The organism is Mangrovicoccus sp. HB161399 (genome assembly GCF_013184745.1).
GTDB lineage: Bacteria > Pseudomonadota > Alphaproteobacteria > Rhodobacterales > Rhodobacteraceae > Mangrovicoccus.
In genome coordinates, this window is the sequence record NZ_JAATVU010000020.1 from 1 (window position 1) to 14768 (window position 14768).

At 67.8% G+C, this 14768-nt stretch carries 15 protein-coding genes; 5 read left to right on the forward strand and 10 right to left on the reverse strand.

Translation table 11 applies throughout. The features are described from left to right. Nucleotides 1-916 precede the first annotated feature (916 nt). Nucleotides 917-2644, reverse strand: coding sequence for a calcium-binding protein (locus HCC78_RS12995; protein ID WP_172329217.1), 1728 nt, complete (start codon nt 2642-2644; stop codon nt 917-919). Nucleotides 2645-2887: 243 nt separating this feature from the next. Here HCC78_RS12995 and thrS point away from each other — a divergent pair, with 243 nt between their 5' ends. Beyond that, entirely contained in the window at nt 2888-4834 is a 1947-nt protein-coding gene (thrS, locus tag HCC78_RS13000; RefSeq protein ID WP_172329218.1) for a threonine--tRNA ligase, read from the forward strand. After that, nucleotides 4831-5370 (forward strand): hypothetical protein, encoded by a 540-nt coding sequence (locus tag HCC78_RS13005; RefSeq protein WP_172329219.1) that lies wholly within the window; start codon nt 4831-4833, stop codon nt 5368-5370. Before thrS ends, HCC78_RS13005 begins: the two co-directional genes overlap by 4 nt. Nucleotides 5371-5372: 2 nt before the next feature. Here the strand turns inward: HCC78_RS13005 and HCC78_RS13010 are convergent, their stop codons facing one another. Next, nucleotides 5373-5696, reverse strand: a complete 324-nt coding sequence (locus tag HCC78_RS13010) for an arsenate reductase family protein (protein ID WP_172329220.1) — start codon at nt 5694-5696, stop codon at nt 5373-5375. Nucleotides 5697-5880: 184 nt separating this feature from the next. Here HCC78_RS13010 and HCC78_RS13015 point away from each other — a divergent pair, with 184 nt between their 5' ends. Further along, nucleotides 5881-6087 (forward strand): cold-shock protein, encoded by a 207-nt coding sequence (locus HCC78_RS13015; RefSeq protein WP_108258023.1) that lies wholly within the window; start codon nt 5881-5883, stop codon nt 6085-6087. A 26-nt stretch (nt 6088-6113) separates the two neighbouring features. Here HCC78_RS13015 and thyX read toward each other — a convergent pair whose 3' ends face one another. Further along, nucleotides 6114-7031: an FAD-dependent thymidylate synthase gene (gene thyX, locus HCC78_RS13020; RefSeq protein ID WP_172329221.1), complete on the reverse strand. Its 918-nt coding sequence runs from the start codon at nt 7029-7031 to the stop codon at nt 6114-6116. Between the two features lie 197 nt (nt 7032-7228). Between thyX and HCC78_RS13025 the strand changes: the two genes are divergently transcribed. Further along, nucleotides 7229-7657 (forward strand): VOC family protein, encoded by a 429-nt coding sequence (locus HCC78_RS13025; protein ID WP_172329222.1) that lies wholly within the window; start codon nt 7229-7231, stop codon nt 7655-7657. A gap of 198 nt (nt 7658-7855) precedes the next feature. Here the strand turns inward: HCC78_RS13025 and HCC78_RS13030 are convergent, their stop codons facing one another. The 3 genes from HCC78_RS13030 to HCC78_RS13040 all read right to left on the reverse strand — a co-directional run bounded on the left by HCC78_RS13030 (nt 7856) and on the right by HCC78_RS13040 (nt 9131). Then, entirely contained in the window at nt 7856-8353 is a 498-nt protein-coding gene (locus HCC78_RS13030; protein WP_108258026.1) for a MarR family winged helix-turn-helix transcriptional regulator, read from the reverse strand. A 105-nt stretch (nt 8354-8458) separates the two neighbouring features. Beyond that, the gene (locus HCC78_RS13035) at nt 8459-8725 is read right to left on the reverse strand and encodes a succinate dehydrogenase assembly factor 2 (RefSeq protein ID WP_172329223.1); all 267 of its coding nucleotides are present in this window, start codon (nt 8723-8725) and stop codon (nt 8459-8461) included. Nucleotides 8726-8729: 4 nt separating this feature from the next. Continuing rightward, nucleotides 8730-9131, reverse strand: a complete 402-nt coding sequence (locus tag HCC78_RS13040) for a helix-turn-helix transcriptional regulator (protein WP_253949159.1) — start codon at nt 9129-9131, stop codon at nt 8730-8732. 76 nt (nt 9132-9207) lie between these two features. Here HCC78_RS13040 and HCC78_RS13045 point away from each other — a divergent pair, with 76 nt between their 5' ends. Next, nucleotides 9208-10410 carry a pyridoxal phosphate-dependent aminotransferase gene (locus HCC78_RS13045; protein ID WP_172329224.1) on the forward strand — a complete coding sequence of 401 codons (1203 nt, stop codon included), beginning with the start codon at nt 9208-9210 and terminating at the stop codon, nt 10408-10410. A 106-nt stretch (nt 10411-10516) separates the two neighbouring features. Here HCC78_RS13045 and HCC78_RS13050 read toward each other — a convergent pair whose 3' ends face one another. The 4 genes from HCC78_RS13050 to HCC78_RS13065 form a co-directional block, all read right to left on the reverse strand. Beyond that, entirely contained in the window at nt 10517-11083 is a 567-nt protein-coding gene (locus HCC78_RS13050; RefSeq protein WP_172329225.1) for a flavodoxin family protein, read from the reverse strand. Nucleotides 11084-11208: 125 nt separating this feature from the next. Then, entirely contained in the window at nt 11209-12555 is a 1347-nt protein-coding gene (locus tag HCC78_RS13055; RefSeq protein WP_172329226.1) for an MATE family efflux transporter, read from the reverse strand. A gap of 77 nt (nt 12556-12632) precedes the next feature. After that, entirely contained in the window at nt 12633-13589 is a 957-nt protein-coding gene (ppk2, locus tag HCC78_RS13060; protein WP_172329227.1) for a polyphosphate kinase 2, read from the reverse strand. Nucleotides 13590-13708: 119 nt separating this feature from the next. After that, the gene (locus HCC78_RS13065) at nt 13709-14752 is read right to left on the reverse strand and encodes an FAD-binding oxidoreductase (protein ID WP_172329228.1); all 1044 of its coding nucleotides are present in this window, start codon (nt 14750-14752) and stop codon (nt 13709-13711) included. Nucleotides 14753-14768: the final 16 nt, after the last annotated feature.

The following is a 14768-nucleotide window of genomic DNA, read 5'->3' on the forward strand; positions in this document are numbered from 1 at the left end:
CCCGGCGGCGCGTTCCGCGCGGACCGCGGATCCCGGGGCGCGCCGGAGCCGCATCGAGGCATTCCTGCCGAACGCGGCTTCTCCGGATCCATGGGCCGCAGCGGCAACCCGTGCGAGTTCAAGCCGGTCCGCGCCGGCGGAGCGTTCGAAGGCGCCGAACGCAAGGGCCGGGAGCTTCATGAAGACACTGGAGGTCGAGGACGCTTGCCTGGCGGAGCAGGAGTTTTCCGGCGGCGCCGCCACCGGCCTGCCCCGGGTCATCGAGGCCTGCGACAACCGCCGCCTGCATCCGGCACCGGTCCATCTCAGCCCTGCCAAGTTCGCAGGCCGCCCCGCACGCGCCATGGTCAAAACCGCCGCCCGGCAATGCCCACCCGCGGGGGCGCACTCAAGCGGCGGGACGCAGACCGGTCCGAGGGAAGCTTCGGCACGCTCCCGCGCCCTTCGGGACGCGCAACATCCCACAATCTCGGCCAGGGGCTCTTTCCGCCCGGTTCTCCCGCTCCCGCCCTGCCAAGGCGGAACCATCATCCGCGGCCCCAGCTCGTCCGAGACCCGCCGCGGAACCTAATGGCATGCAGCAGAAATCGACCCATGCCTCAGATGCGTGTGCCCTAACCGCCGCACCCAGCATCCCCGGCCAAGAGGTCCGGGCTCGCGCCGTCTGTTGCAGCGCATTTTGGCCGGCGAGGCCCTCCGGCGCGGCCTTCGGGCTCAGCCAGCCGAACCGCGAACGGGTCAGGCAGAGGGACGTGCCCATCCGGCCTGCACGGAAGTGCCGTCCTTCCGTCCGCTGGGGGGCGCCGATGCTGCTCCCAGCGGAACCGGCCTCCGGCATCCCCGGAACCTGGGGCAAGCCGCTGTCAGCCGCAGAATAGACCCCGCCCGGTGGCGTGCCGCCGCTGCCTGCGCCGCGTCATGCGAACCAGGCGGACTCGACCTCGGCCGGGGCCGTGCCCGCGATGAAGAGCTCGGTGCCGTTGCCGAAGCCTACCAGCGTGCCGCCAGCCGTCGAGAGCAGCGTCCAACCGGAGAAGTCTTCCGGAGAGCCGCCGACGAGCTGGATCACGTCGCCGTCGCCCGGCGCGAAATCGAGGATGATCAGCCGCGTTCCGGTGCTGCCGTCGGGGTCCTGCACGGTGAAGACGAAGGTGTCGGCGCCGAGCCCGCCCCAGGCGGTATCGATGCCCGGACCGGTTCCGCCATCCAGCGTGTCGTCGCCGCCGCCGCCGTCGAGATAGTCCGACCCCGCCCCGCCCGAGAGGCTGTCGAAGCCGCGCAGCCCGAAAAGCGAGTCGTTGCCGCCGCCGCAGAGCGTGTCGAAGCCTGAATTTCCCTCCAGCCGGTTGTCCGCGTCATTGCCGATCAGCCGGTCGTTGCCGCTGGAGCCGCTGACCCCTTCGACATTGCGCAGCACATCCATGCCGCGGCCGGTATCCTGCGCGTAGAGCCGGTTGAGCGAGACGGTGACGCCGATGTCACCGGCATAGGAGACCATGTCGAAGCCGTCGCCGCCATCCATGACGTCGTCGCCATCGCCGCCGCGCAGGTAGTCGTCGCCGCCGCCGCCGCGCAGCGTGTCGTTGCCGTCGCGGCCCAGCAGCGTGTCGTCGCCGCCCTGCCCTTCGAGGATGTTGTCCCAGGAGGTACCGGCGAACCAGTCGGCGAAGGCGCCGCCGCGCAGGTTCTCGATCTCCTCGAAGAAATCCCGTCCCTGGCCGGTCTGCTGCGGCGTGTCGTCGAACAGGTCGACCCGCAGCGGCGCGCCGCCGAGCACCGCCCAGTCCGAGCCCGGCCCGCCGTAGAAGGCGTCGTCCCCGGCACCGCCGTCGAGCGTGTCGTCGCCATCCTCGCCCATCAGCAGGTCGTCATTGTCGCCGCCCATCAGCAGGTCGTTGCCGTCCCGCCCGTAGAGCCGGTCGTCGCCGCCGTTGCCGGACATGGTGTCGCCATAGGGCGTGCCGACGAAGGGGTCGTCCTGAACCGTGCCGATGAAGCCGAAATTCCCCAGATCGCCCGAGGCGGAGCCGGTGATGCGGTCGTAGGAACCGAGCAGCCCGGTCTCGTGGACCAGCGTTCCGGCATCGGCATCGTAGAGGAAGAACTGCGTCTGGCCCGAGCCCTGGATGACGGTGAGGCGCAGCACGCGGTCCTGGGCGCAGATCGCCTCCACCCTGCCTAGGCCGAGATAGATCAGCTCGCTGACCTCGCCGGTGCGGATGCTCATCACCGACAGCACGCCGGTCTGGCCCACTGCGAAGGCGAAGCCGCCGATCCGGGCGATGCCGCCCTCTATGCCGTCCGGGAACTGGCCGATCCGGGTCAGGCTTTCGTCCCGCTCCTGCCGCCAGACCAGCCCCGAGACCGTGCCGATCAGGATGCGGTCCGACCCGTCGACATCGATCCCGGCGATCCCGCCGCCGGCGGTGACCGACGCCACCTGGGTCAGCCGCCTGTCGTCGCCGTCCCTGCCGGTCATGTCGAGAAGGAAGACCCCGGTTCCGGTGCTGCCGTAGACCCGTTCGCCCGAGGCGATGGCCAGCCCGGTCAGCGGCGTCCGGAAATCCGCCATCTCCACGGTCCGGCGCTGCGCCAGATCGGCCAGCAGCACGCGGCCGTCATCCGTGGACAGGAACACTGGCATCTAGGACCTCATTCGCATCGGTTTGCGCGCACGGGCGGTGGTATACGGCGAATTCACCATAACCGGCTTAACGCCGCCCCGCTGAATGTTTTGCATTTATGATTAATGCGGCCGATCCGGCGCGGGGCGCTCAGCCGCGGCGGCACGGCTTGACCCCGCCGGCTGCATCGGGCATGGCCCGGCATACGACCAATACCCGCAACCGGGCGTTCCGTGGGCGCCAGACCGACGAGGAGGACCTAGATGTCCCAGATCACCCTCACCTTCCCCGATGGCAATACGCGCGCGTTTCCGGCAGGCATCACCGCCGCCGACGTCGCTGCCGACATTTCCCCCTCCCTCGCCAAGAAGGCGATCTCGGCGCAGCTCGACGGCGCGCACTGGGATCTGGCCTGGCCGATCGAGGCCGACGCGGCCATCGCGATCAACACGCTGAAGGACGACGCCCCGGCGCTGGAGCTGATCCGCCATGACCTGGCGCATATCATGGCCCGCGCCGTGCAGGAGCTGTACCCCGACACCAAGGTCACCATCGGCCCGGTCCGCGACCAGGGCTGGTTCTACGATTTCGACCGCACCGAGCCCTTCACGCCGGAGGATCTGGGCGCCATCGAGGCGAAGATGAAGGAGATCATCAACGCCCGCGATGCCGTGCGCACCGAGGTCTGGCCGCGCGAGGACGCCATCGCGCATTACGAGAAGACCGGCGAGCCCTACAAGGTCGAGCTGATCAACCGCATCCCCGGCAACGAGCCGATCCGGATGTACTGGCACGGCGACTGGCAGGATCTGTGCCGCGGCCCGCACCTGCAGAATACCGGGCAGGTCCCGGCCGACGCGTTCAAGCTGACCCATGTGGCCGGCGCCTACTGGCTGGGCGATTCCACGCGGCCGATGCTGCAGCGGATCTACGGCGTGGCGTTCAAGAACCGCAACGACCTGAAGGCCCACATGCAGATGCTGGAGGAGGCCGCCAAGCGCGACCACCGCAAGCTGGGCCGCGAGATGGACCTGTTCCACATGCAGGAAGAGGCGCCGGGCCAGATCTTCTGGCATCCGAACGGCTGGACCATCTACACGACGCTGCAGGACTACATGCGCCGCAAGCAGCGCGTCGACGGCTATGTCGAGGTCAATACGCCCCAGGTCGTCAACCGCGTGCTCTGGGAGAAATCCGGGCACTGGGACAACTACCAGGAAAACATGTTCATCGTCGAAGTCGACGAGGACCATGCCCGCGAGAAGACCGTCAACGCGCTGAAGCCGATGAACTGCCCCTGCCACGTGCAGGTGTTCAACCAGGGCCTCAAGTCCTACCGCGACCTGCCGCTGCGCATGGCCGAGTTCGGCTCGTGCAACCGCTACGAACCCTCGGGCGCGCTGCACGGGATCATGCGGGTGCGCGGCTTCACCCAGGATGACGCGCATATCTTCTGCACCGAGGAGCAGATCGAGTCCGAGACGAAGAAGTTCATCGAGTTCCTCGCGGGGATCTATGCCGATCTCGGCTTTCACGCCTGGTCGATCAAGCTCTCCACCCGCCCCGAGAAGCGGATCGGGACCGAGGAAAGCTGGGACCATGCCGAGGAATCGCTGGGCAATGCCTGCAAGGCGGCCGGCTACGATTTCGAGATCCAGGAAGGCGAAGGCGCCTTCTACGGGCCGAAGCTGGAATTCGTGCTGACCGACGCGATCGGGCGGCAGTGGCAGTGCGGCACGCTGCAGGTCGACCCGAACCTGCCGGAGCGGCTGGACGCCAACTTCGTCGCGGCGGACGGCGCCAAGCACCGCCCGGTGATGCTGCACCGCGCCGTGCTGGGATCGTTCGAGCGCTTCATCGGCATCCTGATCGAGGAACACGCCGGCAAGCTGCCCTTCTGGCTGGCCCCGCGCCAGGTGGTCGTCGCCTCCATCGTCTCGGACGCGGACGGCTACGTGAACGAAGTTGTGGCCGCGCTGAACGCGAAGGGCATCCGTGCCGAGGCCGACACCCGCAACGAGAAGATCAACTACAAGGTCCGCGAACATTCCGTGGGCAAGGTGCCGGTGATCCTCGCCTGCGGCATGAAGGAAGTCGAGGAGCGCACCGTGACCGTCCGCCGCCTCGGCGAGAAGCAGACCGCGCAGGCGACGCTCGGGCAGATCGTGGCCGACCTGGCCGCGGAAGCGACGGCGCCGGACCTGCGATGAACATGCTGGGAAGCGGCGCCACCGACCTGCTGACCGCCGAGCGCTTCCTGCGCTTCGGCGGGCTCGAGGCAGGGCCGGAATACGACACCGTCACGCTCTGGGTGGAATCCGCCGAGATCTCGGACGACGCGGACAGCACGGGCAGCGGCAATCCGCTGTTCGACCGGATCGTCGGCATCCCGAAGACCATCGAGACCGGCCCGGGCTGCCTGCGCTACTGCATCACCTTCCGGGACTGCCTGTCCTACGCCTGGCGCGACGAGGGCCATGCCCTGCCGGAGGACGAGTTCGAGGATGGCGGGCCCGAGGCCGGCGCGCCGCTGCTGCGGCAGCACGACAGCTCGCCCTTTCTCGACTATGTCGAGCAGTCCACGCGGGCCGGGGACGTCCTCGACGTGCCGATCCTGCATTTCGCGGTCTGCACGCTGGATGCCACGATCGACGTCGCCTGCCTGGCCCCGCCCGAGGTCACGGCCGAGATGATCGGCCCGGACGATCCCGGTCCGAAACCCGGGATCGGCAAGCCGGAGCGCTGAGCTCAGAGCAGCGCGGCCTGCACGGCCTTGTCCCAGCCCAGATGGAGCGCCTCGCCGTCCTCGATGACGGGGCGCTTGACCAGCGCGGGATGGGCCAGCATCAGATCGACCGGCGCGCCCGCGCGTTCGGCCTCGGACAGGCCGCGCCACGTGGTGGAGCGGGTGTTCATCAGCGCCGGACCGAGGCGGTCCAGCCAGGCCGCGATCTGCGCGCGATCGGGCGGCGTTTCGCGCAGATCCACGAAGGCGGGCTCCCGCCCGGCCTCGGACAGGGCGCGCCTAGCTTTTCGGCAGGTATCGCAGGTCTTCAACCCATACAGGATCATGTTCGGCAGATTCCTTCACTTTTGCTGCCTTGCGGCGAAAGATTTTCCAATATTCCTTGCCTTTTTTCACCCTTGCTTAACCCTGAGATGCAGGGAGCACCATCCCTGGCCCGGTAAGCGCGACCACCGGGTCCTCGACAGCGGGGCCAGTCCGCGCGGCCCCACAAGTGCAAGGAGATACCGGATGCCCACTGGCACCGTGAAATGGTTCAACACCACCAAAGGATACGGCTTCATCGCCCCAGATGACGGCGGGAAGGACATTTTCGTCCATATTTCAGCCGTCGAAAGGGCCGGCATGACCGGCCTGGCCGACAACCAGCGGCTCGAATACGAGCTGCGAGAAGGCCGCGACGGCCGGGCCTCGGCCACCGAACTCAAGAACGCCTGACCCCCGGGCCTTCCGCTTCAGGCGCGTCAGTCCCTGATCAGCGCCTGAAACTCCCGCCATTCCCCGGCACTCATGCCGGAGCCTTCCTGGGACACGTCCTCGCCCTTCAGCATGCGGCGCAGGCAGTCCAGACCCTTGCCCGAGAGATGCGCGCCGTTCATCCGGTAGTCCTCGAAGGCGGCATAGGCGGCGGGCACCCAGTCCTTGACGATCTCGCAGATGATGTCCGCGTAGACGCGGATCTCGTATTGCGCATGGGCGTCCGCGCGCAGGCGCAGGAAGTGGAACAGGTTGTGGAGATCCACCTTCCAGTACCACTGGGTGTAGATGTTCGCGGGCAGGTTCATCCGCGCCAGCTCGCGCGCCAGCCCCTGCTGGCCGTCCTGGCTCAGCATCGCCTCGTAGCTGTCGTAGGACCGCATCGCGTCATGGCGCAGGGTCTCCAGCACGCGCTGCGCCTCCTCGCCCTCAAGAACCTGGCCGCGGCCCTGGTTGTTGGTGGTCGACTGCGCTGCGAGATGATCGGGCGCCGGGATGTAGAACTCCCGGTCGAGGATCGAGTAGCGGGCGGAGTATTCGTTGACGTTGGCAGTGCGGTGGCGGATCCACTGGCGGGCGACGAAGACCGGCAGCTTGACGTGCAGCTTCAGCTCGCACATCTCGAACGGGGTCGAGTGCCAGTGCCGCATCAGGTAGCGGATGAGACCCGCATCGTCGCGCGCCTTCTTGGTGCCTGCGCCGTAGCTGACCCGGGCGGCCTGCACGATCGCGCTGTCGTCTCCCATGTAGTCGACGACCCGCACGAAGCCATGGTCCAGCACCGGATGGATGTGGTAGAGCCGGTCCTCCATCGCGGGGACGGTGGCACGCAGCGTCTGGCGCGGGGTCGCGCGGCTTTCGGCGATGGCTTCCGAAATCGGATCGGTCACGGCATGGTCCTTCATCTGGCGCCCCCTTCAGCATCTGGCGGATCACTACCGCACAAACACTATATGCAGTAGGATGGCGGGGAGTCGCAACCTTATAGCGCAGGTTCCGGGGGATTTCTTCCCCTGCCGGTTTCCCCCTGCGGAGGGCTGGCATTTTCCGGCCGGACCGTTACCTGTTGGGAACGCCAACACCGCGAAACGGGAAGACGCGCATGCAAGTCAAGTATCTGCACACGATGGTCCGCGTTAAGGACCTCGACAAATCCATCGCCTTCTACAAGCTCCTCGGGCTCGAAGAGACCCGCCGGACCGAAAGCGAGAAGGGCCGCTTCACCCTGGTCTTCCTGGCGCCTCCGGGCCAGCCGGAATGCCCGGTGGAACTGACCTACAACTGGGACGGCGACGACGGCCTGCCCTCGGACAGCCGCCATTTCGGCCATCTCGCCTATGGCGTGGAGAACATCTACGACATGTGCGCGGCTATGCAGGCCGCGGGCGTGACCATCAACCGGCCGCCGCGCGACGGGCACATGGCCTTTGTCCGATCGCCGGACAACGTCTCGATCGAGCTGCTGCAGATCGGCGACGCGCTGCCGCCTGCCGAGCCCTGGGCGAGCATGGGGAATACCGGCCACTGGTGAGCCGGACTCGTGCGGAAGCCGGCGGTCATCCCTGCGGATGGTCGTCGGTGCCAAGCGGATCTTCGGGAATGTGGGAGGGGGCTGTCGCGATCTTCCGTCGCTGCCGGGTCTGCGCCCGATGGCCTTCTGCCATGTTCGACACCGGAGATTGTCCCCGATGGCGGTCGTGCCTGAAGCGCGTATCGCTTCCAGAGCTTTTCAGTAGATGTAGCGGATCTGGTCGGTCCAGTACCGCTCCACCCTTCGGAGCGACGTGTTGATGTCGTTGATGCCGTCGGGGCCCAGGATGCCGCGGGCTTCCAGCCCTTCTGCGTGGCGCTGGAACAGGTCCTCGACGATGTCGCGGATCTGCTTGCCCTTCTCGGTCAGGCGCACGCGCACCGACCGCCGGTCGATTTCGCAGCGGTTGTGATGCATGTATCCCATCTCGACGAGCTTCTTGAGATTGTAGGATACATTCGAGCCCTGGTAGTAGCCGCGGGATTTCAGTTCTCCCGCCGTGACCTCGTTTTCGCCGATATTGAACAGCAGGAGCGCCTGGACAGCATTGATCTCCAGGATGCCGACGCGTTCGAATTCGTCCTTGATCACATCCAGCAAAAGCCGGTGCAGACGCTCCACCAGGGCCAGCGAGTCGAGATAGGCGGATATGAATCCCCTCTCCTGCGTCTCGCCAAGTCCGGGGTGTACACTCATACATTTCCCTCCATGATGAACTTCACATGAAGGGAATGTGATCAGAATACGGAAAAAAAGCTTTAATGGATACGGTAGCTTATTCCGTTATTTTCTTGAACTTGGTTACTTTTCCGCCGCAATTCGATTCAACTCGGCGATCCGGCTGACGAGGTCCAGATAGCGCGGCGGCGTCGGCTGCTGCCCCGACACCCACTGGTAGAGGTCGTGGTCGTTCTCGGCCAGCATCGTGTCGTACAGCGTCAGATCCTCCTCCGGGAGCTCCCGCAGGCCGGTTTCGGCGAAGCGGCCGAGGATGATGTCCATCTCCTTGATGCCGCGGCGGATCGAGCGCATGTGCAGGCGCTTCAGTCGGTTCTCGTGGGTTTCCATGGTCCTATCCCAGTTCCTGCGCCGCCTGGCGCAGCCGTTTCTCCAGCACGCTCACGCGGTTCGCGAAGCGCAGCATCTCGGCGCGTATCTGCCGCATCTCGGCCAGCATCGGTTCGATGTCGTCGGGTCCGAAGGCCTCTTCGCCGGGCGGCGCGACCCCCTCGCCTTCGCCGGTCAGCAGCCAGGGCAGCGACACGCCCAGAAGCTCCGCCAGCATGTTCAGCCGGTTGGCCCGCGGCTCGGCCAGGTCGTCCTCCCAGGATTCCACGGTCGCCGCCTTGACCCGCAGCCGGCCCGCCAGGTCCTGGCGCGACAGGCCGCGATGTTCGCGCGCGGCTGCCAGGCGGTCGCCGAAGGTGCTGGCCTCGGCGCCGTACCAGTCGGCGTCAGGCATATCGCCCGCCATGTTCCGCTCCTTCTTGCGCCGGGTTCGGCGCCAACCTAGAGAGGTCGGCGTGCGCTTTCAACATGAGGTTCCGCCTATGTCCTTCCTGTCCGACACCCTGTCCCGCGTGAAGCCGTCCCCGACCATCGCGATGACCACCAAGGCGCAGGAGCTGAAGGCGGCCGGCAAGTCGGTCATCGGCCTTTCGGCGGGCGAGCCCGATTTCGACACGCCGGACAACATCAAGGAAGCGGCCATCGCCGCGATCCGCGCCGGCAAGACGAAATACACCGCCCCCGACGGCATGCCCGAACTGAAGCAGGCGATCTGCGCCAAGTTCGCGCGGGAAAACAGCCTGTCCTACGAGCCCGCGCAGATCAGCGTCGGCACCGGCGGCAAGCAGATCCTGATCAACGCGCTGATGGCGACGCTGAACCCCGGCGACGAGGTGATCATCCCCGCGCCCTTCTGGGTCAGCTATCCCGACATGGTGCTGCTTTCGGGCGGCGAGCCGAAGCCCCTGCCCTGCGGCCCCGAGACCGGCTACAAGCTGACGCCCGAGGCGCTGGAGGCCGCGATCACGCCGAAGACCAAGTGGCTGATCTTCAACTCGCCCTCGAACCCGACCGGCGCAGGCTACACCTGGGACGAGCTGAAGAAGCTGACCGAGGTGCTGCTGCGCCACCCGCATGTCTGGATCCTGACCGACGACATGTACGAGCACCTCGTCTACGACGATTTCAAGTTCTGCACCCCCGCCGAGGTGGAGCCCGCGCTCTATCCGCGGACGCTGACCATGAACGGCGTCTCGAAGGCCTATGCGATGACCGGCTGGCGGATCGGCTATGCCGGCGGCCCGGTGGAGCTGATCTCGGCGATGCGCAAGATCCAGTCGCAGACCACCTCGAACCCCTGCACGATCAGCCAGTGGGCCTCGGTCGAGGCGCTGAACGGCACGCAGGATTTCATCGCGACCAACAACATCGCCTTCAAGCGCCGCCGCGATCTGGTCGTGTCGATGCTGAACCAGGCCGAGGGCATCGACTGCCCCACCCCGGAAGGCGCGTTCTACGTCTACCCGCAGATCGGCGGCTGCCTCGGCAAGACCTCCAAGGGCGGCAAGCTGCTGTCGACGGACGAGGATTTCTGCAACGCGCTGCTCGACGAGACCGGCGTGGCGGTGGTCTTCGGCGCGGCCTTCGGGCTCAGCCCGGCCGTCCGCGTCAGCTACGCGACCTCGGACGAGGCGCTGAAGGACGCCTGCACCCGCATCGGCGAATTCTGCGCCGGGCTGCGCTGAGCCGCACCCGCCGGGCCGCCATCGGGCCGCCCGGCGCAAGGCATGGCGCAAACGGAAAACGCCCGGCCTTTCGGCCGGGCGTTTCCGATTCAGGACGGGACGGTCATCAGGCGGCAGCGGCCGGAGCGAAGCGGCCCGCGATCTCGGCGACGCGCGCGCCGTAGGCCTTGGCGGTTGCCAGGTCGCCCGACGGGATCGCGTCATTGCCGGCATCCGACGGCGACTGCACCAGCACGCCGACCGAACCGCCGAGATTGTTCATGTCCTCGCGGGTGGAGGCGAGGGTGTTGGCCGGCAGCATGCCCAGAGAGACCCAGATGCCGCCATGCTGCGACGCCAGGGTCTGCAGGTAGGTCAGGGTGATCTGCTTGTCGCCGTTCAGCGATGCGGAGTTGGTGAAGCCGCCGAAGATCTTGTCTTTCCAGCCGCCGCCGAACCACACCTTGGAGGTCGCGTCGGCGAATTTCTTGAACTGCCACGGAACCCCGCCCATGTAGGTCGGCGCGCCGAAGATGATGGCGTCGGCGGCAGCCAGCGCATCCCAGTCGCCCTCGGCGATGTTGCCCTCGGCATCGACGGCGATCAGCTCGGCACCGGCACCCTCGGCGACGGTCTCTGCAACCAGTTTCGTGTGGCCGTAGCCGGAGTAGTAGACGACGACAGTCTTGGCCATGTCATACCTCTTACAATTGGATGTTGCTTCGTTGCGGAAACAGATAGTCCAACCGCGGAAGGTTTGCAGGTGCAAAGACAGGCCGCCGGCGCACGGCAGCTGTGCACAGGCGCGGAGAGCCGCGCTCAGGCGGCGAGCTGCACCCGCCAGAGCCTGCGCCACAGCAGCGCCGCCGCGCAGCTCAGCCCGCCTGCCAGCCCCGCCCAGACGCCCGCCGCGCCGACGCCTGCCGCGATGCCCAGGAGGAATCCCAGCGGCGCGCCGACGATCCAGTAGGAGAAGGCCGCCATCCACATCGGCACGCGGGTGTCCTGCACCCCGCGCAGGAGGCTGATGGCGATCACCTGCGCGCCGTCGGCCAGCTGGAAGATCGCCGCCATGTAGACCAGCCCCACGCCGGTGGCGAGGATCGCGTCGCGCATCGGGTCGGCCGCGTCGACGAACAGCCGGATCAGCGGCCGCGGAATCGCCGCCAGGATGGCGACCGTCACCAGCGCGATGCCCAGCGTCACGGCCAGCGAGGCCAGCGAGACGCCGCGCTTGGCCTCCATGTCGCGCTGGCCATGCGCCCGGCCCATCAGCACGGTGGCAGCCTGCGAGATGCCCAGATGCATCATGAAGGTGACGGTGGCGAGCTGCAGCGCGATGCCATGCGCGGCCAGCTCCGCCACGCCGATCCAGCCGACCATGATCGCCGCCGCCGAGAACAGCGCCGTTTCTGCCAGCGTCGCCATGCCGATCGGCCAGCCCAGATGGAAGACCTGGCGCAGTTCCGCCCAGTCGGGCTTCCAGATCCGCACGAACAGCTGCTGGCCGCGGAAGCTGCGCTCGGCATAGAGCGCCAGCGCCACGGCCGAGGCCGCGTTCACCGCCACCGAGGCCGCCGCTGCGCCGCGGCCGCCGAGTTCCGGGAAGCCCCAGTTGCCGAAGATCAGCAGCCAGTTCAGCCCGGCATTGAGGAACACCGCCGCGACCGTGACCCACATCACGACCTGGGTCTTCGACTGTCCCGCCAGGTAGGCGCGCAGGGTCATGACGGCCAGCGCCGGGAACACGCCCCAGCCCGCCACGTCGAGATATTCGCCCGCGATCCGCGCCATCTCGGGCGTCTGGCCGAGCCAGACGAAGACGAGGTCGGCCTTGAGGAAGACCGGCAGCGCCAGCGCGCCGTAGCCCATCGAGGCCCAGAACCCCATCCGGGTCACCCGGCGCACCCGCACCAGGTCGCCCCCGGCCGCGGCCGCCGCCACCAGCGGGGTCACCGCCCAGGAGAATCCCGCGCCGACGATGAAGACCGAGAAGAACAGCGAGGTCGCCAGCACCACGGCCGCCAGCACCTCGAGGTCGTAGCGGCCCAGCATCAGCGTGTCGATGATCTGGATCGAGACCTGCGCGATCTGCCCGCCGACGAGCGGCAGGCCGAGCACGAGAAGGGAGCGGACATGGGGGCGGAGTGCGGCAATCTGGACCATGCAGGCCGCTTAGACCATTCGCGCGCAAACGGGAATGCCCTGCCGCCCGCGCCCCGGCAGGTGGTTGCCCCCGGGCCTCAGCCCGGGCCCGGCGCTTCCGCCCGGCGGTGATCGGGATGCAGCGAGGTGCCGAGGATGTGCTCGGAGCGGTCGACTACATGCGAGGCATGGCCGACGATCAGCGGATCGGGCCGCCCGACGACCGTCTCGTCCTTGCCGGGATAGTCCAGCCCGGACAGGAAATGCCGCATGCAGTTCAGCCGCGCGCGCTTCTTGTCGTCGGACTTCACGATCACCCAGGGCGCGTCGGCGGTGTCGGTGTAGAAGAACATCGCCTCCTTCGCCTCGGTATAGTCGTCCCACTTGTCGAGGCTGGCGAGGTCCATCGGCGACAGCTTCCACTGCTTCAGCGGATCGGTCCTGCGCGCGGCGAAGCGCACCCGCTGCTCCTTGCGGGTCACCGAGAACCAGTACTTGTAGAGCCGGATGCCCGAGCGCACCAGCATCCGCTCCAATTCCGGCGTCTGGCGCATGAATTCCAGGTACTCGTTCGGCGTGCAGAAGCCCATCACCCGCTCCACGCCCGCGCGGTTGTACCAGGAGCGGTCGTAGAACACCATTTCGCCGCTGGTCGGCAGATGCTCAACATAGCGCTGGAAGAACCACTGGCCCTTCTCTTCCTCGGTGGGCTTGTTCAGCGCCACGACCCGCGCGCCGCGGGGGTTCAGGTGCTCCATGAAGCGCTTGATCGTGCCGCCCTTGCCGGCCGCGTCGCGCCCCTCGAACAGGATGACGAATTTCTGTCCCGACTGCTGCGCCCAGAGCTGCACCTTCAGCAGCTCCGCCTGCAGCGCCCCCTTGTCGGCCTCGTAGGCCTTGCGGGCCAGCTTGCGGGCATAGGGATAGGCGCCGGTCTCGAAGGCATGGCGGATCGCGTCGGCCTGCACGCGGGGAAAGCCGCGCACCAGCGGCGGACCGGCGGGAACGGGAGCCGGAGCGGCTTGCGCCGCATCGGGGCGGTCGTCGAAACTCATCGGCAGGGTCCTCTCTGCATGGCGCTCGTCCCGGACCTAGCGGCCGGGCAGCGGCTCTGCCTTGATCCCTGTCATGAAACCGTCATGTCCTGCCAAGCGTCAACCGCCAAGCGCGCGGGTCACTTCAGATTGTCCGACACGCGGAAGCCCTCGGGAATGCGGTCGTGGCCGTCGAGCACCAGATCGGCCATCACCCCGGCCACGGCAGGCGCCATGCCGAAGCCGATCTTGAAGCCGCCATTGGCGATGAAGGCGCCGTCCCGCCCCGGATGCGGCCCCAGCATCGGCGCCCGGCTGCGCGCCCGCGGCCGGACGCCTGCCCAGCGTTCGATCACCGGTGCCTCCGCAAGAAGCGGGCAGAGCCGGCGCGCCGCTGCGATCAGTTCCCCGCATTGCGCATCCGTCGCCGCAGGATCCTCGAACTCCCGCTCGGAAGTGGAGCCGACCGCGACGGTCCCGTCGGCATGCGGCACGACATGCAGCGCCTCGGCGAAAAGCTGCGGCAGCGCCCGCGCCTCCGCCCGGAACAGCGCCGCCTGGCCCTTGATCCCGGCGCCGACCGGCTGGCCCAGCTCCGCGTTCAGGTCGAGAAGCCCGCGCCACCCGGTCGCCAGCACCAGCCGCCCCGCCTCGGCGCCCTCCGCCAAGACCTCGCCGCCCAGCGCCGTCACGGCAGCGGCCAGCGCCTGCCCGGCCATGCGCGGATGCAGGCGGGCCGTCAGCGTGTCCTCGATCAAGAGCCCCGTCCGCGTCGGCGGCGCCCAGCCGCGATGGGCCTCCGCCTGGACAACGCGCCAGGCGGCGAAGCCCTGCCACAGCGTCTCCGCCTCGACCGCGCGCTCCCGCGCGAGCGCCAGCGCCGCCCCGTCCGCCACCGGCTGCAGCCGCCCCGAGCGCAGGTAGCCCGGATCGCGGCCGCCCGCCTCGGCCACGCCTGCCCAGAACTCCGGCGCCATGCGCAGGCTCTCGAACTGGAACGCTTTCTTCGGGTTCCAGCGTTCGGGCACATGCGGGGCCAGCGCGCCGACGATCCCGCCCGAGCTGCCCGCGCCGATCCCGCCGGGATCGATCACGCGCACCCTTGCGCCACGCCGCGCGCAGGCATAGGCGATGGACAAGCCGAAGATCCCGGCCCCGCGGATGGTGACGTCGATTCCGGACATGGATGGCACCTTTCGC

Bases quoted from the DNA above. Each gene is read 5' to 3' on its own strand.
- ppk2 (WP_172329227.1), bottom strand. From the start codon at position 13,589: ATGAGTTTCGACGACCGCCCCGATGCGGCGCAAGCCGCTCCGGCTCCC.
- thrS (WP_172329218.1), top strand. From the start codon at position 2,888: ATGTCCCAGATCACCCTCACCTTCCCCGATGGCAATACGCGCGCGTTT.
- HCC78_RS13055 (WP_172329226.1), bottom strand. From the start codon at position 12,555: ATGGTCCAGATTGCCGCACTCCGCCCCCATGTCCGCTCCCTTCTCGTG.
- HCC78_RS13010 (WP_172329220.1), bottom strand. From the start codon at position 5,696: ATGATCCTGTATGGGTTGAAGACCTGCGATACCTGCCGAAAAGCTAGG.
- thyX (WP_172329221.1), bottom strand. From the start codon at position 7,031: ATGAAGGACCATGCCGTGACCGATCCGATTTCGGAAGCCATCGCCGAA.
- HCC78_RS13065 (WP_172329228.1), bottom strand. From the start codon at position 14,752: ATGTCCGGAATCGACGTCACCATCCGCGGGGCCGGGATCTTCGGCTTG.
- HCC78_RS12995 (WP_172329217.1), bottom strand. From the start codon at position 2,644: ATGCCAGTGTTCCTGTCCACGGATGACGGCCGCGTGCTGCTGGCCGAT.
- HCC78_RS13005 (WP_172329219.1), top strand. From the start codon at position 4,831: ATGAACATGCTGGGAAGCGGCGCCACCGACCTGCTGACCGCCGAGCGC.
- HCC78_RS13045 (WP_172329224.1), top strand. From the start codon at position 9,208: ATGTCCTTCCTGTCCGACACCCTGTCCCGCGTGAAGCCGTCCCCGACC.
- HCC78_RS13030 (WP_108258026.1), bottom strand. From the start codon at position 8,353: ATGAGTGTACACCCCGGACTTGGCGAGACGCAGGAGAGGGGATTCATA.
- HCC78_RS13035 (WP_172329223.1), bottom strand. From the start codon at position 8,725: ATGGAAACCCACGAGAACCGACTGAAGCGCCTGCACATGCGCTCGATC.
- HCC78_RS13025 (WP_172329222.1), top strand. From the start codon at position 7,229: ATGCAAGTCAAGTATCTGCACACGATGGTCCGCGTTAAGGACCTCGAC.
- HCC78_RS13050 (WP_172329225.1), bottom strand. From the start codon at position 11,083: ATGGCCAAGACTGTCGTCGTCTACTACTCCGGCTACGGCCACACGAAA.
- HCC78_RS13015 (WP_108258023.1), top strand. From the start codon at position 5,881: ATGCCCACTGGCACCGTGAAATGGTTCAACACCACCAAAGGATACGGC.
- HCC78_RS13040 (WP_253949159.1), bottom strand. From the start codon at position 9,131: ATGGCGGGCGATATGCCTGACGCCGACTGGTACGGCGCCGAGGCCAGC.